This window comes from Amycolatopsis pretoriensis (genome assembly GCF_900107925.1).
In the GTDB taxonomy this organism is placed as follows: Bacteria; Actinomycetota; Actinomycetes; order Mycobacteriales; family Pseudonocardiaceae; genus Amycolatopsis; species Amycolatopsis pretoriensis.
The window spans coordinates 890,373-912,770 of the sequence record NZ_FNUJ01000001.1; the positions used below are offsets into that span (position 1 = coordinate 890,373).

Consider the following 22,398-nt stretch of genomic DNA (forward strand, 5'->3'; position numbering starts at 1 on the left):
TATAACGCCCTATACCGTGGCCGTCTTCGCGCCGCGAGTCTTGGCGCGACTCAACACCGAAACCATCGCCGCGACCGCGAAAAGCCCACCGGCGACACCCGCTGACACCTGCACCCCCGCGGTGCACGCCGCCCGCGCGGCCGCCGACAACCCCGCCGCCGCGAACTCCCGCGCCGCCGCCTCCGCCTGGACCGGCCCCGCCTCCGCCACCCGGGCCACCGACGCCGGCACGCCGGGCGGCACCACCAGCCGCGCCGCATACACCGCCGCCGCCAGGGAACCGAACACCGTCGTGCCCAGGCCCGCTCCCAGCTCGTACCCCGTCTTCTCCACCGCCGCCGCGCCGCCCGCCTGGCCGGCCGGCGCCGCCGACAGCAGGGTGTCCGTGCTCGACGTCAGCGCCAGCGCCATCCCGAACCCCGAACCGGTCAACGCCGCACCCAGCCACCACGACGTCAGCCCGCCCGCCGCCGGCACCGCCAGCGACACCCCGGCCAGGGCGAACCCCGCGGTGCGAACCCGCGCGTTGCCGAACCGGCCGAGCAACGCCGGCGCCGTCACGCTGCCCGCCGCCGACGCCCCGAGCACCAGCAGCAGCCGCGCCGCCGCGGCCGTCGGGGACAGGCCCAGCACCACTTGCAGGTACTGCGCCAGCAGCACCCCGAGCCCGACCAGCGTGCTCATCACCAGCAGCACCCCGCCCACCGCACCCGGCACGCCCGGACGGCGGAACAACGCCAGATCCAGCAACGGCGCGGCCGAACGGCGTTGCCGCCGCACGAACAGTCCCAACAGGACACCACCGGCCGCGCCCGCGAAGAGGCCGCCACCCGACGGCCCGGCGGCGAACGCGATCCCGAGCACCCCGCCCGCCGCGAGGACCGCGCTGAGCGCGTCCCACGGCCGTGGGCCCGGCGGCGACCGCGGCAGCCACCGCAGCGCCGCGGCCACCGCCGCGAGGATCACCGGCGGGTTCACCAGGAACGTCGCCCGCCAGCCCCACGCCTCGACGAGCACGCCGCCGAGCACCGGCCCGAACACCGAACCCGTCCCCGCGACGCCGCTGCACACCGCGATCGCCCGGCGCCGGCGGCGCTGGTCGGGGAACAGCTCGCGCAGCAGCGACATCGTCACCGGCATGATCATCGCGCCGCCGCAGCCGAGCACCGCCCGGGCGGCGAGCAGTGCCGGGACGTCGGGGGCGAGCGCGCACCCGAGCGACGCGACGCCGAACACCGCGTAGCCGGTGACCAGCACGCGCCGCCGGCCGAAGCGGTCGCCGAGCGTGCCGAACGGGAGCAGCAGCGGCGCCGCCGTGAGCGGGTAGATCGCCACGATCCAGACCTGCGCGGCCGCGCCCGGGCGCAGGTCCCGGACGAGGTCGGGGAGCGCGACGTGCAGCACTGTCGCGTCCACCGCCACCAGGAACAGCCCCGCGCCGAGCACCGCGAGCAGTGGCCGCCTCACAGCAGCCTCGCGAGGTGCCGCGCGACGACGTCGACGTGCGGCGGGTCGACCACCGACAGGTGGTGCGCGGGCACCGGCACGATCTCCAGCCGCGGGCACAGGTCCGCCCAGCCCGCGGCGAGGTCGGAGCGGGAGTAGCGCGGTTCCATGGCCAGCCCGGCGGCGTACGGCTCGGTCGCCCGGTAGAGCACCACGCGGCCGTCGTAGCGGCGCGGGACCCCGCGTTCGGCCGCGAGGGTGTCCAAAAAGGACTGACGCTGGTGCCGCAGGACGCCGGGGCTGAGCAGCCCGGCCTCGGCGACCCGGCGCATGGTCAGCTCGATCTGTTCTTCCTCGGGCAGCGGCGCGAGCTCGTCGTGGCCGAGCCGGACCGGTCGGCCGTAGGTGCCCTCGACGTAGCCGGTGAACCGCAGGAACCGCCGCGCCGACGACGCCCGCGGGTCGAGGTCCGGTTCCGGTAGCGGCAGCATCGTGTCGACGAGGGCGACGAGCTCGACGTCTGCGCCGTCGTCGGCGAGCCGGGTCGCGACGCCGTAGGCCAGCGCGCCGCCGAACGACCACCCGGCGAGCCGGTAGGGCCCGCGCGGCAGCCGCGCGCGGACCAGCGGCAGCAGCCGTTCGACGCGGTCCTCGATGCTCGTGCCGGGCACGCGTTCGAAGCCGAGGCACGGCACGCCGGCGGGCAGCCGGTCGAGCAGCGGCCGGTAGACGGTGCACGTGCTGCCGCCGGGGTGGAACAGCAGCAGGGACGCGGCGCCGGCGTCGCCGGGGGCGAGGACGTGCACCGGGCCCCGGGCCTCGCGCGTGTCGAGGACGGCGCGGGCGACGTCGGCGAGGGCGGCGAGGGAGTCGTGCGGGAGGAGGTCGGCCGCGTCGATGGGGGTGTCGAGCTCGGCGGTGAGGTCGGTGGCGAGGAGCCGGGCGAGACGGTCGTCGAGGTGGACGTGCGGGCCCGGGTCGGCGCCGGTGTGCGTCCGCCAGAGCCGCAGGACGAGCCGGTCGGCGGCGTCCCAGGCGCGGCCGCGGGCGGGACGGGGGAGTTCGCCGTCCCGGGGAGCGAGGTCCCGGTTGAGGTCGGCCAGGGTGGCACCGCGCAGGACGGCGGCGGTATCGGGTTCGGCGCCGAGTTCCCGCCGGACGGCCTCGCGGATCCGGTTCGCCATGAGGGAATCGAGCCCGAGGTCGACGAGCGGGGTATCGGCATCGAGGTGGGCGGGGGCCAGGCCCATGACCGCGGCGACGATTTCGGTGAGCCGGTCGCGAGCAGGAGTGGCGGCGAGCGAGGTGCCTCCGGGGCCGGGCAGCGGTCCGGTCTGGGTGGCGGCCTGGCCCGCCGCGGCTGCCGGGCCGCCCGTGGCAACGAGCGGTCGGCTGGGGTGCTCGGCTGATGCGCTCCCCTGACCGGACAGCGGTTTCGCCGCGGCCGCCTGGGCGCCAGTGGCGGCGAGCGATGTGCCCCCACCGCTCGGCAACGGCTGGGCGAGCGGCTCCGCCGCCGCGGCGGCTCGGGCGCCGGTGGCGGCGAGCGAGCCGGCCCGAGAGCCGGGCGGCCACTCGGCCACCGGCGCGACATCCGTGTACCAATGCCGTTCGTGGCGCCACCGCATCGGCGGCACGTCCGCCAACCGGGCACCGTCGTCCGGGGCGCTCACCGTGATCCGCGTTCCCGCGCAGTACAGCTCCGCCGCCGCCGCGCCGAACGCGCGGACCTCGTCCTGCCCGCGGCGCACCGTCCCCGTCACCACCGCGTCCGCGATCCCCGCCGCCTCCAGCGTCCGGGACAGCGACCCCCGCAGGATCGGGTGCGGCGAGACCTCCACGAACACCCGGTGCCCGTCCGCGGCCGCCGCCGTCACCGCCTGGCGGAAGCGGACCGGACGGCGGACATGCGCCGCCCAGTAGCCCGCGTCGAAGTCCGGCAACGACCGCGGGTCCGTCAGCACCGTGTCGTACCACGGCACCAGCGGCCGACGCCCGCCCAGCTCGGTCAGCGCCTCGCGCAACGCGCCCAGGATCGGCTCCACCGCGCCCGAGTGCCCGGCGACCGACACCGGGAGCCGGCGCGCGGTCCGCCCGGCGGCCGTCAGCGACGCGACCAGGTCGTCCAACACCGACGCCTCGCCGGCCACCGTCACCTGCCCGGGCGCGGAGTCGACCGCCAGTTCCACCCCGGCCGGCAGTTCCGCCGGCGTCAGCGAAACGGCGGCCATCGCACCACCCGCATCGATCGTGCCCAGCAGCCGCGCGCGGCTGGCGACCAGGTGGACCGCCTCGTCCGCCGTCAGCACCCCGCTCACCACGGCGGCGGCCGCCGAGCCCAGCGAGTGCCCGATGACGGCCGCGGGCCGGACGCCGAGCGCCTCCCACCGCGCGGCCAGCGCCACCTGCGTCCCGAAGATCGCCAGCTGCGTTTCGGGCAGCGACAGCCGGTCCGCGCCGAGCAACGCGTGCAACGACCGTCCACTGTGCTCGGTGAACGGGTCGCCGAGCTTGTCCACCTGCGCCGCGAACACCGACGACGAAGCCAGCAACCCGCGGCCCATCCCGGCCCACTGCGAACCGTGCCCGGAGAACACGAACACCGGCCCGTCGCCCGGCACCGCGGTCCCCGCCGCCACGCCCGCGGGCAGCGGATCGGCGCCGACCGCCCGCAGCAGCGCCGCCAGCTCGGCGGTGTCCCCGGCGACGAACGCCGCCCGGTGCCGCTCGCCGTTGTCGCGCCGGAACAACGTGTGCGTGACGTCGGCGAGGGACTGGCCCGGCGACGAGTCCAGCCAGTCCGCCAGTTGCGTCGCGCGCTCGGTCAATCGGGAACGGGTGCGCGCGGACAGCAGCCCGATCCGCACCCCCGGCCCCGCCGAAACGGGCTCGACCCGCGCCGCCTCTTCGAGGACGACGTGCGCGTTGGTCCCGCCGAACCCGAACGCCGACACCCCGGCCGTGGCACGCCCGGAATACGCCGGCCACGGCGTCGGCTCGGTGACGACCTTCAGCCGCAGGTCGTCGAACGCGATGTGCGGGTTCGGCGCGGTGAAGTGCAGCTGGGGCGGGAGCTCACCGTGAACGAGCGCGAGCACGACCTTGATCAGCCCCGCGATCCCGGCGGCCGCCTCCGCGTGCGCGATGTTCGTCTTGACCGAGCCGATCAGCAGCGGTGCGCCGGGGGAGCGGCCGGCGCCCAGGACGGCCCCGAGCGCGCCGGCCTCGATCGGGTCGCCGAGCAGGGTGCCGGTCCCGTGCGCCTCGACGTAGTCCACAGTGGATGGATCGAGCCCGGCGCCGCGGTAGGCGTCGCGCAGCATCGCCTGCTGGGCACCGGGGTTCGGGGCGGCCAGGCCGTTGGAGCGGCCGTCGGAATTGACCGCCGACGAGCGGAGGACGGCGAGCACGCGGTCACCGTCGACTTCGGCGTCGGCCAGCCGCTTGAGCACGACGACGCCGCAGCCCTCGGCGCGCGCGATGCCGTCCGCGCCGGCCGAGAAGGTCTTGCAGCGGCCGTCGCCGGCGAGCAGCCCGGCGGCGGCGAACGCGGCCGTCGGCCCCGGCACGAGCATGAGGTTCACCCCGGCGGCCAGCGCCAGATCGGCTTCGCCGTCGCGCAGCGCGCGCACGGCGTGGTGCACCGCGACCAGCGACGACGAGCAGGCCGTGTCGACCGCCATGCTCGGGCCGCGCAGGTCGTAGACGTAGGAGAGCCGGTTGGCGGCGATGCTGCCCGCCGCGCCGGTCGCCGTCCACAGGTCCGGTTCGGCGCCGGTCAGCGTCAGGTGGCCGTAGTCGTGGGTGGCGATCCCGGTGAAGACGCCGGTGCGGCTGCCGCGCAGCGACGCCGGGGCGATGCCGGCGTGCTCGAGCGCGGCCCAGGCGACCTCCAGGAGCATCCGCTGCTGGGGGTCCATCGTCGCGGCTTCGCGCGGGGTGATGCCGAAGTGCTCGGCGTCGAACCCGGCTACGTCGTCGAGGAAGCCGCCGACGACGGGTGCGGCGTCGGCGTTCCAGCGGCCGGGCGGCGCCGTCCGGACGGCGTCCCGCCCGCCGCGCAGCAGGTCCCAGTACTCCTCGACGCCGTCGGCACCGGGCCACCGGCAGCCGAGGCCGACGACGGCGACCGGGTCGGTCCGGCGCCGGTCGGCCGGCGCCGCCGCCGGCTCGTCGTCCGAGGTGAGGCTGCGGACGAGGTGGTCGACGGTCGGGCTCTCCCACAGCAGTGTCGCGGGGAGCCGCTTGCCGGTCAGGTCTTCGAGGTCGGCGGCGAGGCCGACGGCCTGGCGGGAGGACAGGCCGTAGTCGGCGAGCGGACGGTCCGGCTCGACGTCGGTGCCGGTGTGTTCGGCGAGCAGCTCCAGGAGCCGCCGGCGCAGATCGCGGTTTCTCATCGCACCAAAGCCTTTCCGTAGTCGCCGGCGAGGTAGCGGTCGCGGCAGGCGGCGCGCGCGATCTTGCCGCTGGAGGTGCGCGGCACCCGGCCGGCCGGGACGAGCAGCACGTCCCGCAGGGACAGCCCGTGCGCGTCGGAGACCAGCCGCCGCACCGCGACGGCGAGTGCGCGTTCCGCCTCCTCGGTCAGCGCGTCGTGGGTGCGGTGCTCGGCGACCACGACGACGGACTCGGTGTCGGCACCGGTGACGGCGAAGGCGGCGACGCTGCCGGGGCGGATGGCGGGGTCGGCGGACGCGGCCGTCGCCTCGACGTCCTGGGGGTAGTGGTTGCGGCCGTCGACGATGATGAGGTCCTTGATCCGGCCCGCGATGTACAGCTGCCCGTCGTGCCGGACGCCGAGGTCGCCGGTGCGCAGCCACGGGCCTTCGGGCAGCCCGGGGTGCTCGCCGGTCAGGCGGGCGCCGAAGGTTTCGGTGCTCTCCAACGGTTTCTCCCAGTAACCGGCGCCGACGTTGGGTCCGTGGACCCAGATCTCGCCGACCTCGCCGTCGGCCAGGGCGACGGCGGTGTGCGGGTCGACGAGGGCGACGTGCTGGCCGGCCGGCACCCCGCACGCGACGAGCCGGACGCCGGTCTCGGCCGGCCGCGCGGTGCCGGTGGCGAGGGCGTCCCGGTCGAAGGTCGTGACCTGCGGGGCCGCGGCCGGGCCGGTGGTGACGAAGACGGTCGCCTCGGCGAGGCCGTAGGCCGGGCGCGTCTTCTCGGGCGAGTACCCGGCGGCGGCGAACGCGGTGTGGAAGCGGTCGAGGACGTCCGGGTTGATCGGCTCGGCGCCGTTGACGATCGCCGCGACACCGCCGAGGCGCAGGCGCTCCGGTTCGCGCACGCGGGCCGCGCAGTAGTGGAAGGCGAAGTTCGGCGCCGCGCTCCACGCACCGGGGTGGTCGCCGAGCAGGTCGAGCCAGCGGACCGGGCGCTCGACGAAGGCGAGCGGGTCCATCAGCACCGACCGCAGGCCCAGGGCCAGCGGCGTGATCAGGCCGAGGACGAGCCCCATGTCGTGGAACAGCGGGAGCCAGGAGACCGTGGTCGCCGTCCGCGGGTCGAGCCCGAGGCCGCGCACGACCTGGCCGACGTTGGCGAGCACGGCGGCGTGGGTGAGCACCACACCGGCTGGGCTGCGCGTCGAGCCGGACGTGTACTGCAGGTACGCGACGTCGTCCGGCGCCGCCGCGGGAGCCGGCCACGAGTGCGCCGGGCCCGGGCGGTCGGCGGCGACGACCGGGACACCGCCGCCCAGGAAGTCCTCGACCGCGGGCCGGGCGCCGGTGGTCGTGACGACGGCCGTGGGCGCGCAGTCGTCGAGCACGGCGGCGAGGCGCCCCGCGTGGCCGGGCAGGCCGGGGTCGAACAGCGGCACGGCGATCGCGCCCGCGGCGATCGCGCCGAGGAAGCCGGCGACGTAGTCCGTCCCCTGCGGGCAGAGCACGGCCACCCGGTCGCCGGGGCGGACCGGGAGCGCGGCCGCGACGGCGTCGACGCGCTCGGCGAGCTGTCGCCAGGTCAGCCCGCGCCGTCGCCCGGCGGGGTCGTCGGCGAAGTCGGTGAAGGTCACGGCGGGCTCGTCGGGCGTCGCCGCCGCCCAGTGGCGCAGGCAGGCGGTGAGGGTGGCGCCGCCGAGGTGCTGCAGGGACATCGGGTTTCTCCTTGTGGTTCAGGCAGATCAGCGGTTCAGCGGCCCAGCCGCGGGCCCGCGTGCTGCCACGCGGCGACGGCCAGGGCGTCGAGGTCGAGATCGGTCGCTCCGGCGTCGCGGAGCACGAGCAGCACGTCGTCGGCGGCGATGGCGACGGTGCGCAGGCGCAGCCCGGTGGTCTGGCCGGGCAGGCTCAGGACTTGCTGGTAGGACAGGGTTTCCGCACCGGGAATGGCGGGTGGGGTGTTCAGGGTGAGCGTCGAGACCGTCGGGAGATCGCCGTCGTCGACGGTGACCTGGGCGCAGCGGCGCGCCTGAGCGGTCCACGCCTTGAGATCGGTGCGAGTACGGGCGAGGAGTTCCGACAGCTGACCGCTTTCCAGCGTCGTCTGGAAGCCGCGTGCGGTCACCTGTCCGCCGGGGAGCAGCCGGCCGTGGACGACGGCGGTGCAGCCGTCGTCCCGGTCCGTTGTGGACGGTGCTTCGGGTACGGCGAACTCGGCGCGGGCGGGGGTGCCCGGAATCGCTTCGGCGGGCAGCAGCGCGGCGGGCGGCACCGTCGGCGGCGGTTTCGCGGTCGATCCGGAAATGGTCGCCGTCGCGGCGGCGATGATCAGGAAGACGGGGAGAAAGCGAATTCGGGCAGCCATGGTCATCCCTTTCGGGAGGGTTTTCGAGGGGTTCGCGGTCCCCGCGCTGGGACCCTTCGCCGGCGCTGCGTCTGCGGACGGCCAAGCCCGGCGGCACGGGTGACCCTACGGCAGGTAATCGGTTACCGGAAGAGCCTCAAGATTGCGTAAACGTCGTGCGTGTACCCGGCGTGACCTGTGGAATGGCAGGTTACTGGCGAGTCAACCCCGGCGGTGTGGCACGGGCGTCCGACTTTCGTCACCCTGGGTGGTCGCCGACTCACCCTGGTGGGGGAGTTTGTTTGCCTGCCGGTCACATTGTCCGGCATCGGACAATTGCGTTCCCGTTTCTCGCTCGGCTAACTTGACCGCATACCCGGCGCGTTTCCGGGTGATCGCCGTCACTTTCCCGGGAAAGGAAAACAGATGCGCATATCCGCGAGGTGGCGGCGGTGCGCCGCGGTGCTGCTCGCCGTGGCGGCCACACTGCCCGGCGTCCCCGCCCACGCCGCGACGGGCGTGCCGGACGCCCGCGCCGACGACGGCTCGCACGTGGTCGCGCAGACCACTGTGGACGGTGACCCGCGGGTGCTCGACCTGACCGTGCGCTCGACCGGCGTCGGCGCTTATGCGATGGTCCGGCTGATCCTGCCGCGCGACTGGGCCGCTTCGCCGGAGCGGACGTGGCCCGCCGTCTACCTGCTCGCGGGGGAGACGCGGCTGCAGGACTACCGCGGCTGGAGCGCCAACACCGACGTCCGGCGCCTCGCCGACGACGCGGACGTCCTCGTCGTCATGCCGGGGGCGGGTCCGGCGGGGTTCTTCAGCGACTGGTGGAACTACGGCAAGGACCTCGCGCTCAACCAGTGGGAGACGTTCACCGCCGTCGAGCTGCCGCAACTGGTCGACCGCGGCTACCGCGGGAACGGCCGGCGCGCCGCGGCCGGGTTGTCGCTGGGCGGCTACGGCGCGATCGAACTCGCGGCGCGCCGGCCGGGCGTCTTCCGCTACGCGGCGTCGTACAGCGGGAACCTCAACCCGGCCGGCCCCACGGGGGAGCTGCTGACCGACGCCATCGTCGCTTCGGCCCACCTCGACCCCGAAGCGCTGTGGGGCGACCGCCGGCGCGAATCCGCGCGGTGGGAGGCGCACGACCCGGTCGTGAACGCCGATCGGCTGCGCGGCACGGAGCTGTACCTGTCGGCGGGCAACGGCCTGCCGGGGCCGCTCGACGCGAAGCTCCCGGTCGACGTGCTGCCCGGGGCGATGCTGCTGGAGTTCCTGTGCGGCGGCCAGACCACGGCGATGGCCGGCCGGCTGCGTGCGCTCGGCGTCCCGGTGACGGCGGACCTCTACGGGCCGGGCACGCACCAGTGGGCGTACTGGCAGGAGCAGCTGCACAAGACGTGGCCGCGGATGCTGGCGGTGGTGGCGTCGTGAAACCGTCCTATGTGGTCACGGGCGCGTCGGGCGGGATCGGCCGCGCGTGCGTCGCGGAGCTGGTCCGCCGCGGCGCGCACGTGTGGGCGAGCGTCCGCACGGACGGGGACGAGAAGGAGCTGGACCGCGCGTACGGCGACGCGGTGACGGTGCTGCGCATGGATTTGCGGGACGCGGAGTCGATCGCCGCGTGCGGCGCGCGGGTCGCGGCGGCGGGACCGGTGCGGGGCCTGGTGAACAACGCCGGGCTGGCGCGGCCGGGGCCGCTGGAGTACGTGCCGCTCGCGGCGTTCCGCGAGCAGCTGGACGTGAACGTGACGGGTCAGCTGGCGGTGACCCGCGCGATGCTGCCGGCGTTGCGGATCGCCCCGGTGGCGCGGGTGGTGACGGTCGGTTCGATCGGCGGCCGCGTCGCGGGGCCGATGGTCGGGCCGTACCACACGTCGAAGTTCGCGCTGGTGGGCTTGACGGACAGCCTCCGGGCGGAGCTGGCCCCGGAGGGGATCGAGGTGGTCCTGGTCGAGCCGGGCGCGGTGGCGACGGCGATCTGGACCCGGGCGCGCGAAGCAGCGGAGGAGGTACGCGCGACGCTGCCGGCCGCGGGTCTCGAGAGGTACGGCGAGCAGTTGGCGGCGGCGGAGCGAAGCGCGGCGCGGTCGGCGCGGACGGGGCTGCCGCCGCGAAGGGCTGCGGAGGTGGTGGTCCGGGCGTTGACGACGAGACGGCCGGCGCCGAGGTACCTGGTCGGGGGAGACGCGCGGTTGGCAGCGGTGCTGGCGAACCTGCCGTTCCGCCTGCGCTACCGGTTGACGGCGGCGAAGCGATGAAGCGGCCCGAACGGGCTTGCCGGTCGGCCGCCGGGCGCGGTGGTCCGCAACTTCACCGTGTGGCGGCGGCCGCGCGATCTTGCTGGTTGTCCGCCGGGCGCGGTGGTCCGCAACTCCACCGTGTGGCGGCGGCCGCGGGGGCGTGCTCGTCGGCCGCCGGTTGCGGCCGGCCGCAACCCCACCGCTCGGCGGCGAAGCGATGAGCCGCGAGGTCGTCATCATCGCCCCCGGTTCGCGCGGCGATGTCCAACCCTGCGTCGCCCTCGGGCGAGGGCTCGCTGCCGATGGCGACCGGGTCCGCGTGCTCGCCGCCCCGGCCTTCGAACCCCTCGTCACCCGGCACGGCCTCGGCTTCGGCCCCCTATCGGCGGATCCCGGCGCCCTGCTCGGCTCCGAAGCCGGGAAAGCCTGGACCACCGGCCGCCCGCTCAAGTTCCTCACCGGCCTCCGCGCCGCCCTCCGGCCGGTGCTCGACCGCCTGCTCGCCGACGTCCACGCCGGCACGAAAACCGCCGACCTCGTGCTCGCGCCGACGCTCGGCTTCCTGGGCACCCACCTGCCCGTCCCGAACGTCGAACTCCACTACCAGCCCAGCGTCCCGACGCGCGCCTTCCCGCACCCGCTGCTCCCGTGGGCCGCCAGACTGGGACCGTGGGGCCGCCACCTGAGCTTCACCGCCGTCGACGCGCTGGCCGGGCGCCTCCTGCGTCCCGAACTCGACCGCTGGCGCGCCGAAACCCTCGGCGTGCCCGGGAAACGGCCGCGCCGCGATTCCCCCGTCCTGTGCGGGTTCTCCGAGGCCGTCGTGCCGCGGCCGCCCGACTGGCCCGCCCGCGTCCACGTCACCGGCTACTGGTTCCTCGACGCCGACCCCGGCTGGCGCCCGGGCCCGCGGCTGCGCGACTTCCTGGCCGCGGGTCCGCCGCCGGTGTACATCGGCTTCGGCAGCATGCGTGCGACCGAGGAAACCTTCGCCCTCGCGCGCACTGCCCTCCGCCGCGCCGGGCTGCGCGGGCTCGTCGCCGGCGCGGGACCGGAGACCGACGACGTGCTCACCGTCGCGGACGTCCCGCACGACTGGTTGTTCCCGCGCACCGCGGCGGTGGTCCACCACGGCGGCGCGGGCACCACCGCGGCCGGCTTGCGAGCCGGCGTCCCGACGCTGGTGTGCCCGGTCTTCGCCGACCAGCCCTACTGGGGCGACCGCGTCTTCCGCCTCGGCGCGGGTCCCCGGCCGCTCGCCGACCCGGCGGAGCTGCCCGCGAAACTCGAAGAGCTGACCGGCAATCCGCTCTTCCGCCGCGGCGCGCAGTACGTCGGCGCCCGGCTGCGCAAGGAGAACGGCGTCGCCCACGCCTGCTCGGTGCTGCGCGAGGTCCGGCCCGGTCTGCGATCATGACGGCGTGAAGCCACGCCGCTGGAACCCGGACACCGTCGCCGCCCCGCTCGGGCGGTACAGCCACCTGGCCGACGTCCCCGCCGGGTACCGGCTCGTCTTCCTCGCCGGACAGCTCGGCGTCGAACCGGACGGGACGCTCGCCGGCGCCGACGCCGAAACGCAGGCCAGGCAGCTCTTCGCCAACCTCGGCGCCCTCCTCGCGGCCGAAGGCGCCGGGCCGGAGCACCTCGTCAAGCTGCTGACGCTCGTCGCGGGCACCGAGCACCTCGACGGCTACCGCGCCGCGCAGGCCGAGGTCTTCGCGGGCTGGTTCCCCGGCGGCGACTACCCGGCGCAGACGCTCGCGGTGGTGGCGGGGCTGGCGCGACCGGAGTACGCCGTGGAGGTCGAGGCGGTCGCCGCCGTGCCGATCTAGGCGAAGATCGCCAGCGCGAGCCCGGTGCCGGTGATCAGCGCGCACGCCGCGATCGTCGTGCGGCGGTAGTGCAGGATCAGTGCCGCGAACTCGCGCAGCAGCGCGCTCGGCAGGAAGTAGCGCGCGGTCGGCGCGCCCGCCGCGTCGAACGGCAGGCCCAGCCGGCGGCACTCCACGGCCGTGCGGAAGACGTGGTAGTTGCTCGTCACCGCCAGCACCCGGTGCGGCCGGACACCGGAGGGCAGCAGCTCGGCCGAGAACCGGAGGTTCTCCTCGGTCGTCGTCGCGCGGTCCTCGCGGCGGATCCGGTCGGCCGGGATCCCACGCTCACGCAGGTACTCGGCCATCGCCGCGGCCTCGGTGACCGTCTCGCCAGGCCCCTGGCCACCCGACACCACCAGCAGCGGAGGCACGGTTTCCCGTGAGGACAGCCGGATCGCGCGGTCGAGCCGGGCGGCCAGCAGCGGTGACACCCGGTTTCCGGCCAGGCCGCAGCCCAGGATGACGATCGCCTCGACGCCCCGGCGGCGCCGCAACCGGCTGTACAGGATCGAATACCCGAGCAGGGACACGAAGAGGAACCCGAAGTAGCAGGCGAGCACCGCCGCCGTCGCGACCAGCGCCGAGCCCCACCGGCCGAGCGGGACGAAGAACAGCCCCTCGAGCACGAGCATGCCGACGCCCAGCACGAACGACAGCAGGTTCGCGAGTTTCCGGCCCTCACGACGCACCATCCGGACGCCGTTGCCGATCAGCGCGGCCGGCAGCACGACCGCCACGAGCACGCCGACCGCCGCCAGGAGCCCGCCCAGCACCGGGGTGAGCCACTCCAGGTGCAGGGCCGCGCGCAGCACCCACAACCCGGTGCACAGGAGCGCGATCCCGAGCCAGACGGCGTTGCCGAGCCGGCGCGGTTCGCGGGCCAGGCGCGCGGCGAACACCAGCAGCGCCACGGCGGCGCAGCCGGGCAACACGGCACCCGTGACGCTCACCCGGCCTCCCCACCTCCCGTGACGAGGCCAACGTAGAGCACGCGGCCCCGGCGGTGGCACGCCGGGGCCGCGTCGGCGTCAGGCCTTGTGCTGCATGCTCGACCGGGCCGGGTTGCCCTGGTCGGCGGCCTTCGGGTCCTTCTCGTCCTGCTTGGCCCGCACCCCGGATTCGATCCGGTCGCCGAGGTCCTTGTCGACGTTGCGCCAGTAGTCGAACGCCCGCGCCAGCACCGGCTCGGACACGCCGTTGAGCAGGTGCCCGACGATGTTGTCGACGAGCCGGCCGCGCTGGTCGTCGTCGAGCACCTCGCGGACCATCGTCCCGGGCTGGCCCCAGTCGTCGTCGTCCTCGCGCAGCGTGTACGCCGTGCGGACCATGTCGCCGTCGGTGTGCCAGCCCGCGGGTTGCCCGTACCGGGCGACGTCGGCGCGCGGGCCGCCCTTCGAGTTCGGCGCGTACACGGGGTCGGACACCTTCGTGTACCGCATCGCGCCGTCCTTGCTGTAGCTGTGCACGGGCGCGACGGGCGCATTGACCGGCAGCTGCCGGTAGTTCGCGCCGATCCGGTAGCGGTGGGCGTCCGGGTAGGAGAACAGGCGGCCGAGCAGCATCTTGTCCGGGCTCGCGCCGATCCCCGGCACCAGGTTGCTGGGCTCGAACGCGGCCTGCTCGATTTCGCTGTGGTGATCGGTCGGGTTGCGGTCGAGGGTCATCCGGCCGACGTCGATGAGCGGGTAGTCGCCGTGCGGCCACACCTTCGTCAGGTCGAACGGGTTGAAGCGGTAGGTCTTGGCGTCGTCGAACGGCATGACCTGCACCTTCAGCGTCCAGCTCGGGTGGTCGCCGCGCTCGATCGACTCGTACAGGTCGCGCGTGTGGTAGTCGGTGTCGGCCGAGGCCATCTGGTCGGCTTCGTCCTGGGTGAAGGTCTCGATGCCCTGGTCGGTCTTGAAGTGGTACTTCACCCAGAAGCGTTCGCCCGCGGCGTTGACCCACATGTAGGTGTGCGAGCTGTAGCCGTTCATGTGGCGCCAGGTGCGCGGGATCCCGCGGTCGCCCATCAGCCACGTCACCTGGTGCGCCGACTCCGGCGACAGCGTCCAGAAGTCCCACTGCATGTCGTGGTCGCGCAGGTTGTTGTCGGCGCGGCGCTTCTGCGAACGGATGAAGTGCTGGAACTTCATCGGGTCCCGCACGAAGAAGACCGGCGTGTTGTTGCCGACCATGTCGTAGTTGCCTTCGCTGGTGTAGAACTTCACCGCGAAGCCGCGCGGGTCGCGCCAGGTGTCGGGGCTGCCGCGCTCGCCGGCGACGGTGGAGAACCGCACCAGCAGGTCGGTTTTCGCACCCGGCTGGAAGACCGCCGCTTTCGTGTACGCGCTGACGTCGCCGGTCACCTCGAACCGCCCGAACGCGCCGCTGCCCTTGGCGTGCGGCTGCCGTTCGGGGACGCGTTCGCGGTTGAACTGCGCCATCTGCTCGATGAGGTAGTTGTCGTGCAGCAGGATCGGGCCGTCGGGACCGACGGTGAGGGAATGCTCGTCGCTCTCGACCGGGATGCCGGCGTCAGTGGTGGTCGGTTCCGTCATGACACCACACCGTGCGCGCCTTTCTGGATTCGGTCAAGTCCTCGGATGGCGTGTTTGACCGGCCGGAAAACGGGTATGAAGCGGGGTTTCTGGCATCGTGGGGGTGGTGAGTGAGCGACCGGCTTTCGTGCTGCACGAGCACTGGCGCCCGCGGCACCACTTCGACCTCCGCCTCGAGGAGGACGGCGTGCTGCGCTCGTGGGCCGTCCCGCGCGGGCTGCCGCCGGACTCGTCGGGAAACCGGCTCGCCGTCGCCGTCCCCGACCACGGGCTCGACCACCTCGCCTACGAGGACGACACGAAGAAGGTCGCCGACACCGGCTGGTGGGAGGAGCACGACCGCACGGACAAGCGCATCCTGTTCACGTTGCACGGCCGGACCGGCGCGGTCCGCTACGCGCTGATCCGCACCGACCGCGACTGGCTCCTGCACCGCACCCGCGACCAGCCCGGAGACGCCGATGCGCGCTGAGGTCCTGTCCGCCACGCCCACGCTCTTCCGCGACGACCTCGTGCTCGACGAAGGCGCCAACACCGCGTTGCTGACCTGGTTGCACGGCCGCGTCGACGGCGTCTTCGTCGCCGGGACGACCGGCGAGTTCCCCGCCCTGGACCGGGCCGAGCGCCGGACGCTCGCCGGGCTCGCGCTGGACGTCTTCGGCGCGGACCGCACGATCGTGCACGTCGGCGCGGCGAGCACGCGCGAAGCCGTTTCGCTGACCCGGGACGCTCTCGCCGCGGGTGCCACGCGCCTGGCCGTGATCACGCCGTACTACCTGCCCGTGGACGCCGACACGGTTCGCCGGCACTTCGCGGCCGTGCGCGAGGCCGCCGGGGACGCCGACGTCTACGGCTACCTCTTCCCGGACCGCACCGGCGTGACGGTGTCGCCGGCGGAGTTCGCCGCGACGGGCCTGCGCGGCGGCAAGCTCTCCGGCGCGGCCGCGGCCCGGTTCGCCGACTTCCGCGCGGCGCTGCCGGACGCGCGGTTCTGGTCGGGCGCCGACACCGACGTCGCGGCGGTGGCCCGGGGCGGCGGAGCGGGGGTGGTGTCCGGTTTGTCGTCGGCGTTCCCGGAACCGTTCACGGACCTGGCGGCGGCGGTCGAAGCCGGAGATGCCGAGGCCGAACGAACTGCTCAGTCCCGCGCGGACGCCGTCCGGGCCGCGCTGGGTGGCACGGTCGAGGGGATCAAGGAGGCGGTCCGGCAGCGGGGCTTCGGGAACGGCCGGCTGCGGATGCCGGCTCCGGCGCCGCCGGTCGAGCGGATCGCGGCCTACGCCCGCAGCTGAACCCCGGCGCGCATCGCCCGGTGCGCCCAGCGACCCAGCACGACGAGCAACGCGATCTCCAGCACCATCATCAGGCGCTCCACCAGGCCGGTCGCCACCGTCGGGAGGTGGCCGCCGAGCACGACGTTCACCGCGAACGGGACGATGAACGGCAGGTAGAACGGGATGGCCGCCAGCGCCAGCCGCCGTGACCAAGTCGCGAACCGCCGCCAGCGCGGGTCGTCACGGTGGCGCCGGCCCAGCGCCCAGCCGACGATCGGCAGGCTCAGGCACGTCACCGCCGAGGCGTAGAGGTGGATCTTGCCGGTGGCGGTGATGGCGCCGCCCTGCGGGTCCTTCGCGAAGACGGCGACGGCGAGCAGGCTCACGCACCACAGGACCTTCGCGGCCACCAGCGCCGGGTTGGCCAGCAGGCCCCGCCGGTAGAGCGCCACCAGCAGCAGTGCCGAGCCGGTGCTGGTGAGCAGGAGCGCGCCGTCCCACATCCAGCGGCCCGGGCTGAGCGCGTAGTCGCTGAGCATCGAGCTGACCGGGTCCAGCGGGGCGAGGCGCCGGTCGAGGTGCAGCACGGCGAGCAGGACGAGGGCGCCGGCGAACGCGGCCAGCGCGCCGGGCACGAGCAGCCGGGCGCGGAGGCGGGGACGGACGGGTGCGGGGCACAGCATGTAGAGGGACACTCCCGGGCGGCTCGGCTGGTTCAAGCGAAGCCGCGGACGCTACCCGTGACCGTTCCGTGACCAACGCGCGACACGCCCGAGATGTGATCCCCGCCACCGCCGGAGCTTTCACGTGAAAGCTGCGACCTGGAGGCGGAGCTTTCACGTGAAAGCTCCGCTCAGTGGTCGCCGTCCTGGGGGATCTCGGCCGAGTCCGTCAGCCGCAGCTTGCGCCGGGCCCGCTGGTAGAACGTCGTCATCCCGAGCCGGACGACCCGGGCCGCGCTGGGGCGGGCGCGCAGGTCGAGCCGGTCGCCGGGGGAGATGTACCCCTGGACCTGGCCGTCGACCTCCACCGCGAGCCGGCCGCTGGTCGGCAGCAGCTCCAGCGTCACCTCGTCGTGCACCGACAGCACCACGCCCCGGCTGTACGCCGAGTGCGGCGCCGCCGGCGTCACCAGCAGTGCTTCGACCGACGGGCTGGTGATCGGCCCGCCGGCGGAGAAGCTGTACGCCGTCGACCCGGTCGGCGTCGCGACGACCACCGCGTCCGCCGAGTAGCTGACGAACTGCTGGCCGCCGACGTGCACCGCGACCACCGCGCTGCCGTCGCCGGGCACGCGGACCACGGCGATGTCGTTGAACGCCGTGATCTTCCGCCCCTCCAGCACGGCGTCCACGGCCAGCCGCGGCTCCACCGTGAACTGGTGGTCGTCGATGGCCGAGAGCGCGCCGGGCAGGTCCGGGACGTCGACCTCGGCGAGAAAACCGAGCTTGCCGAGGTTCACCCCGAGCACCGGCGCGCGCTGCCCGTCGGCCAGCCGCATGGCCCGCAGCATCGTGCCGTCGCCGCCGAGGCTGACGACCAGGTCGGACCGGCGGCCGAGCTCCTCCGCCGTCACCCCGATCGCCGCGCAGTTGAGGCGGACGATCTCGTCGGCGATGCCGAGGATCTCGATGTTCCGGTTGCCCGCCCAGCCGAGCACGGCCTCGACGGCGGCCGCCGAGTCGCGGCGGGGGTGCAGCACGAGTCCCGCGGAGTGCATGTCAGCGGCCCCGGACCGGCGGAGTGCAGAGCGTCATGCGCTCAGTCTGCCCGCTCCCGCCTTCCGCCGCGAGAACCGCAGCGCGCCGTCGTCGATCTTGCCGTGCCGCAGCTTGACGACGTCGTGGGCGTAGCTCATGCCGAGCGTCCACGGCGCCCGCGAGCCGGCCTTCGGGAACTCGTCGATCGACCGGAGCACGTACCCGGCGTCGAAGTCGAGCAGCGGCCGCTCGGTGACCGCCGGGTCGTCGTTGACCGGGACGGCCTGGTCGTAGCCGCCGCGGTCGAGGTGGCGCAGCAACCGGACGACGTACTCGCCGACGAGGTCGGCCTTGAGCGTCCACGACGCGTTCGTGTAGCCGATCGTGAACGCGAAGTTCGGCACGCCGCTGAGCATCATCCCCTTGTACGCCATGGTTTCCGGCAGCTTGACGGGGTCGCCGTCGACGACCAGGTCGATGCCGCCGAAGGCCAGCAGCCGCAGCCCGGTGGCGGTGACGACGACGTCCGCTTCGAGCTCGTCGCCCGATTCGAGCCGGATGCCGGAGCCGGTGAAGGAGGCGATCCGGTCGGTGACGATCGAGGCGTCACCACGCTTGATGGACCGGAACAGGTCGCCGTCCGGCACCAGGCACAGCCGCTGGTCCCAGGGCTGGTAGCGCGGCTTGAAGTGGGTGTCGACGGCGTACCCGGGCGGCAGCTGCTTCATCGCGGCCTTGCGGATCAGCGCCTTGACCACGCCCGGGCGGCGCCGGCTGAGCTGGTAGATCAGCGTGCTCACGGCGACGTTCTTCCAGCGCGCGATCGGGTAGGCGAGCTTCGGGCCGAGCAGCCCGCGCAGCCGGTTGGCCAGCGCGTCCTCCGACGGCAGCGACAGGATGTAGGTGGGGGAGCGCTGCAGCATCGTCACGTGCTCGGCGCGGTCGGTCATCGCCGGCACGAGCGTCACGGCGGTCGCGCCGCTGCCGATCACGACGACCTTCTTGCCGGCGTAGTCGAGGTCTTCGGGCCAGTGCTGCGGGTGCACGACCGTGCCGGCGAAGTCCTCGATGCCGGGGAACTCCGGGGTGTGGCCGCCGGCGTAGTCGTAGTAACCGCTGCACAGGTAGAGGAACTTCGCGGTGAACTCGACCGGTTTCCCGTCGTGGGTCGCCTCGACCGTCCACAATGCATCCTTTGTGGACCATTCGGCGCGGACCACCTTGTGCCCGAACCGGATGTGCCGGTCGATCCCGGCGTCGGCCGCGGTGTCGCGCACGTACTGGAGGATCGACGGGCCGTCCGCGATGGCCTTCGCGTCGGTCCACGGCCGGAACCGGTAGCCGAGGGTCTGCATGTCCGAATCGGACCGGACACCGGGGTAGCGGAAGAGGTCCCACGTGCCGCCGATGGCCTCGCGGGCCTCCAGGATCGCGTACGTCTTGCGCGGGAAGGCCGTCCGCAGGTGGTGGGCCGCGCCGACGCCGGACAGCCCGGCGCCGACGATCAGGACTTCGACGTGCTCGGTCATCGAACGGCCTCCGTCCGCCGCGGGCGCTTCATCACGCGCGAGAGCACGGCGTTGTAGTGGGTGGGGGTGATGCGGGCGAGCGCGTCGAACAGGTAGGCGTCCGGGCCGACCAGGATGCGGGCCTTGCCGCGGTCGACGCCGGCGTGGATGATCGCGGCCGCCTTGTCCGGCGACGTCATGGTCATGGCTTCGAACTGCGCGGCCATCTCTTCGCGGCTGCGGCCCAGACCGGTGGGGTCGCGGCGCAGGCGGGCGTTGCGCGCGATGTTCGTCGTGATGCCGCCGGGGTGCACGGTGATCGCCCGGACCGCGGACCCCTGCAGCTCCTGCCGGAGCGACTCGGTGAAGCCCCGGACGGCGAACTTCGCGGCGCAGTACGCACTCTGGTTCGGCATCCCGAGCAGGCCGAACACGCTGGAGGTGTTGACGATGGCGCCTTCGCCCTGCTCGACGAGGATCGGCAGGAACGCGCGCGTGCCGTGCACGACGCCGCGGAAGTTGATGTCGTGCAGCCAGTCGTCGTCCTCGATCACCGCGTCGAGGACGGTGGAAGTGACGGCGACGCCCGCGTTGTTGAACACGGCGGCCAGGGGCGCCGCGAGCCAGTCCTTGACTTCGGCGGCGAACTTCAGCTGGTCCTCGGCGTCGCGGACGTCGAGGACACGCGTCAGCACCCTGCCGTGCAGGGCGGCCGCGGTGGCTTTGAGACCGTCTTCGTCGACGTCGGCCAGGGCGACCGGCGAGCCGAGCCGGGACAGCCGCGTGGCCAATGCGCGACCGATGCCGGAGGCCGCGCCGGTGATCACCACCGGGCGGCCGGTGAGGCTACGGGGCCGTGACATCGCTGCTCCTCGCGTGCTTGTCGATGAGGTCGAGGATCGTCGGCCACGCGCCTTCGGGCAGGTCGTGGCCCATGCCGGAGACGGTTTCCAGGCGGGCGCCCGGGATCGCGCGCGCGGTGGCGGCGCCGCCGGTGGGGTGGACCATCCGGTCGCGGTCGCCGTGGATCACCAGCGTGGGCGCGGTGATCCGCCGCAGCAGCGGGGTCCGGTTGCCGGACTTCATGATCGCGGCGAGCTGGCGGCCCACGCCACCGGATGTCGGGTCGCGGTCCCAGCCCGTCCCGGCCAGCTCGCGCACGAAAGCCTCGTCGAACGGGAAGCCGTGCGAGCCGATGTGCCGGAACATCCGGACGGCGCTCTCGACGGCCTCTTCGCGGGACTTCGGCGGCTTCGCGCCCATCATCCGCAACGTCGAGAACGCGGGGCGGCCGAGCAGGCGCGACCCGGTCGTCGACATGATCGACGTCAGGGTGCGGATCCGGTCCGGGTGCAGCGCCGCGACCGTCTGGGAGATCATGCCGCCCATCGAGACGCCCGCGATGTGGACGGTTTCGAGGTCGAGGGCGTCGACCAGGCCGATCGTGTCGGCGGCCAGGTCGGTCAGGTCGTACTGCTGCGCGGGGAACCGGCCCGCGAGCATGCCGGGCAGGCTCGGCGGCCGGAAGCGGGGATGGGTCGAGCGCCCGGTGTCGCGGTTGTCGAACCGGACGACCTCGAAGCCGCGCTCGGCGAGCTGCGCGCAGAAGGCGTCCGGCCAGCTGTGCAGCTGCTGGCCCAGCCCGGCGACGAGGACGAGGGGCTCGGCGCCGGCGTCCCCGATCCGCTCGTAGGCCAGGGAAATGCCCCGGCCGACGTCGGCGATCTGTTCGGTCACTGCTCTCCTCCGGTGCTTCGGCGGCGCACGACCGCGCGCCCGCCCTTGGCCGGGGCGTAGGCCACGCCCCGCGAGTGCCAGCGTTCGTCGGGTTCGGCCGTCGGGACCAGCGTGAAGTCCCGCAGCAGGGTCCGCAGCACGACGGTCATCTCCATGGTCGCGAAGGCGGCGCCGAGGCAGCGGCGGGTGCCGCCGCCGAACGGGATCCACTGGTAGAGGTCCGGTCGCGCGCCTGCGAAGCGGTGCGGATCGAAGGCTTTCGCGCGCGGGAAGACGGCGTCGTCGTCGTGGACCAGCGCGATGCTGACGAGCACCGCGTACCCCTTCGGCAATGTCCAGCGGCCGAGCCGGAAGCCGTCCTGCTTGACCTGGCGGGCGGTGAGGTCGATGACCGGGCGGCTGCGCTGGACCTCGAGGATGGTGGCGTCGAGGAGGTCATCGCTTTCGGTCAGCTCGCGCAGGACCGCCGGGTGCCGGCGGAGGCGTTCGACGGCCCAGGCCAGCGTGGTCGCCGTCGTCTCGTGGCCGGCCGTGAGGAGCGTGAGGAGCTGGTCGGAGATCTCGTCGCGGGTGAGCCCGGACCCGTCGTCGTAGCGGGTCTGCAGCATCATCGAGAGGACGTCGTCTTTTGGTTCGACGCGGGCCTTGGCGATGAGGCGGTCGACGATCGCGTCGTACTCGCGGCGCATCCGTTCGAAGCGGCGCCACGGGTTGAAGCGGCCCTTCTTGGAGATCGGCGCGACGGCCAGCCTCGAGCCGAGCGTGACGAACGGCGGCAGCAGCTCGCGCAGCTCGGCGAATTCCGCCCCCTCGGCGCCGAACACCGTGCGCAGGATGGCGTTGAGCGTGATCCGCATCATCGACGGCAGCGTGGCGAACGCCGTGCCCTCCGGCCAATTCGCGAGTTCGCGGACGGTCTCTTCCTCGACGATCTTCTCGTAGGTCGCCAGCCGCCGCCCGTGGAAGGGCGGAACGAGGAGTTTGCGCTGCCTTTTGTGCTCATCGCCGGAGAGGGCGAACATCGAGTGCGGCCCGAGCACGCGGCCGAGGTTGACCTCGAGGTTGTCGACGAGATCGGGACCCGAGGTGAACAGCTGCTTGATCTCGGCGGGGTCGCTGAGCACGACGGCGCGGCCGAAGATCGGCACGTTCACGGTGAAGGCGTCCCCGTACCGCTCTCTGAGCCGCCGCATGCCCCGAAGCGGTCGCGTCAGCGCGTAGGCGCCCTGGACGGCGCGGGGCGCGGTCGGTCCCGGCGGCAGCGTCACCGCGCTTGTCATGGTCGTCATCGACCCTCCCGAGAGGTGGTACGCGAGCGTACCGTCGGTACGGTACGCCGGTGTA

18 protein-coding genes are annotated in these 22,398 nt (G+C 73.9%); 6 read left to right on the forward strand and 12 right to left on the reverse strand.

The window, feature by feature from the left end; all coding sequences use genetic code 11:
* Nucleotides 1-9 precede the first annotated feature (9 nt).
* The 4 genes from BLV96_RS04255 to BLV96_RS04275 are packed head-to-tail and all read right to left on the reverse strand — an operon-like array spanning nt 10 to nt 8,193.
* Nucleotides 10-1,467, reverse strand: a complete 1,458-nt coding sequence (locus tag BLV96_RS04255; protein ID WP_086680445.1) for an MFS transporter — start codon at nt 1,465-1,467, stop codon at nt 10-12.
* Nucleotides 1,464-5,843: a type I polyketide synthase gene (locus tag BLV96_RS50490; RefSeq protein WP_244180038.1), complete on the reverse strand. Its 4,380-nt coding sequence runs from the start codon at nt 5,841-5,843 to the stop codon at nt 1,464-1,466. Before BLV96_RS50490 ends, BLV96_RS04255 begins: the two co-directional genes overlap by 4 nt.
* On the reverse strand, nt 5,840-7,543 hold the full coding sequence (locus BLV96_RS04270; RefSeq protein ID WP_086672994.1) for a fatty acyl-AMP ligase: 1,704 nt from the start codon (nt 7,541-7,543) through the stop codon (nt 5,840-5,842). The genes BLV96_RS50490 and BLV96_RS04270 overlap by 4 nt, the downstream gene beginning before the upstream one ends.
* A 35-nt stretch (nt 7,544-7,578) precedes the next feature.
* A complete protein-coding gene (locus BLV96_RS04275) occupies nt 7,579-8,193 on the reverse strand; it encodes a hypothetical protein (protein ID WP_086672992.1) in 615 nt (204 codons plus the stop codon).
* A 405-nt stretch (nt 8,194-8,598) separates the two neighbouring features.
* On the opposite strand from BLV96_RS04275, the gene BLV96_RS04280 reads away from it, so the two are divergent.
* The 4 genes from BLV96_RS04280 to BLV96_RS04295 all read left to right on the forward strand — a co-directional run bounded on the left by BLV96_RS04280 (nt 8,599) and on the right by BLV96_RS04295 (nt 12,253).
* Nucleotides 8,599-9,612, forward strand: a complete 1,014-nt coding sequence (locus BLV96_RS04280; RefSeq protein WP_086672989.1) for an alpha/beta hydrolase — start codon at nt 8,599-8,601, stop codon at nt 9,610-9,612.
* Nucleotides 9,609-10,439, forward strand: coding sequence for an SDR family NAD(P)-dependent oxidoreductase (locus BLV96_RS04285; RefSeq protein ID WP_086673004.1), 831 nt, complete (start codon nt 9,609-9,611; stop codon nt 10,437-10,439). Before BLV96_RS04280 ends, BLV96_RS04285 begins: the two co-directional genes overlap by 4 nt.
* A 199-nt stretch (nt 10,440-10,638) precedes the next feature.
* On the forward strand, nt 10,639-11,838 hold the full coding sequence (locus BLV96_RS04290) for a glycosyltransferase (RefSeq protein ID WP_086673002.1): 1,200 nt from the start codon (nt 10,639-10,641) through the stop codon (nt 11,836-11,838).
* A 4-nt stretch (nt 11,839-11,842) separates the two neighbouring features.
* On the forward strand, nt 11,843-12,253 hold the full coding sequence (locus BLV96_RS04295; protein WP_086672987.1) for a RidA family protein: 411 nt from the start codon (nt 11,843-11,845) through the stop codon (nt 12,251-12,253).
* Here BLV96_RS04295 and BLV96_RS04300 read toward each other — a convergent pair.
* Both BLV96_RS04300 and BLV96_RS04305 read right to left on the reverse strand, forming a co-directional pair.
* Nucleotides 12,250-13,245, reverse strand: coding sequence for a YdcF family protein (locus BLV96_RS04300; RefSeq protein WP_086672985.1), 996 nt, complete (start codon nt 13,243-13,245; stop codon nt 12,250-12,252). The two genes, BLV96_RS04295 and BLV96_RS04300, sit on opposite strands and share 4 nt — an antisense overlap.
* A gap of 78 nt (nt 13,246-13,323) precedes the next feature.
* The gene (locus BLV96_RS04305; protein WP_086672983.1) at nt 13,324-14,835 is read right to left on the reverse strand and encodes a catalase; all 1,512 of its coding nucleotides are present in this window, start codon (nt 14,833-14,835) and stop codon (nt 13,324-13,326) included.
* A gap of 106 nt (nt 14,836-14,941) precedes the next feature.
* On the opposite strand from BLV96_RS04305, the gene BLV96_RS04310 reads away from it, so the two are divergent.
* Both BLV96_RS04310 and BLV96_RS04315 read left to right on the forward strand, forming a co-directional pair.
* The gene (locus tag BLV96_RS04310) at nt 14,942-15,307 is read left to right on the forward strand and encodes a DNA polymerase ligase N-terminal domain-containing protein (RefSeq protein ID WP_244180039.1); all 366 of its coding nucleotides are present in this window, start codon (nt 14,942-14,944) and stop codon (nt 15,305-15,307) included.
* Entirely contained in the window at nt 15,297-16,127 is an 831-nt protein-coding gene (locus BLV96_RS04315; protein ID WP_086672979.1) for a dihydrodipicolinate synthase family protein, read from the forward strand. The genes BLV96_RS04310 and BLV96_RS04315 overlap by 11 nt, the downstream gene beginning before the upstream one ends.
* Here BLV96_RS04315 and BLV96_RS04320 read toward each other — a convergent pair.
* The 6 genes from BLV96_RS04320 to BLV96_RS04345 form a co-directional block, all read right to left on the reverse strand.
* Nucleotides 16,112-16,804 carry a DUF998 domain-containing protein gene (locus tag BLV96_RS04320; RefSeq protein ID WP_244180040.1) on the reverse strand — a complete coding sequence of 231 codons (693 nt, stop codon included), beginning with the start codon at nt 16,802-16,804 and terminating at the stop codon, nt 16,112-16,114. The genes BLV96_RS04315 and BLV96_RS04320 overlap by 16 nt on opposite strands.
* Nucleotides 16,805-16,962: 158 nt before the next feature.
* Nucleotides 16,963-17,829 carry an NAD(+)/NADH kinase gene (locus BLV96_RS04325; protein WP_086672977.1) on the reverse strand — a complete coding sequence of 289 codons (867 nt, stop codon included), beginning with the start codon at nt 17,827-17,829 and terminating at the stop codon, nt 16,963-16,965.
* Between the two features lie 33 nt (nt 17,830-17,862).
* On the reverse strand, nt 17,863-19,338 hold the full coding sequence (locus tag BLV96_RS04330; protein ID WP_086672975.1) for a flavin-containing monooxygenase: 1,476 nt from the start codon (nt 19,336-19,338) through the stop codon (nt 17,863-17,865).
* Entirely contained in the window at nt 19,335-20,180 is an 846-nt protein-coding gene (locus tag BLV96_RS04335) for an SDR family NAD(P)-dependent oxidoreductase (RefSeq protein WP_086672972.1), read from the reverse strand. Before BLV96_RS04335 ends, BLV96_RS04330 begins: the two co-directional genes overlap by 4 nt.
* Nucleotides 20,164-21,054 carry an alpha/beta fold hydrolase gene (locus BLV96_RS04340; protein WP_086672970.1) on the reverse strand — a complete coding sequence of 297 codons (891 nt, stop codon included), beginning with the start codon at nt 21,052-21,054 and terminating at the stop codon, nt 20,164-20,166. The genes BLV96_RS04335 and BLV96_RS04340 overlap by 17 nt, the downstream gene beginning before the upstream one ends.
* The gene (locus BLV96_RS04345) at nt 21,051-22,343 is read right to left on the reverse strand and encodes a cytochrome P450 (protein ID WP_086672968.1); all 1,293 of its coding nucleotides are present in this window, start codon (nt 22,341-22,343) and stop codon (nt 21,051-21,053) included. Before BLV96_RS04345 ends, BLV96_RS04340 begins: the two co-directional genes overlap by 4 nt.
* Nucleotides 22,344-22,398 lie beyond the last annotated feature (55 nt).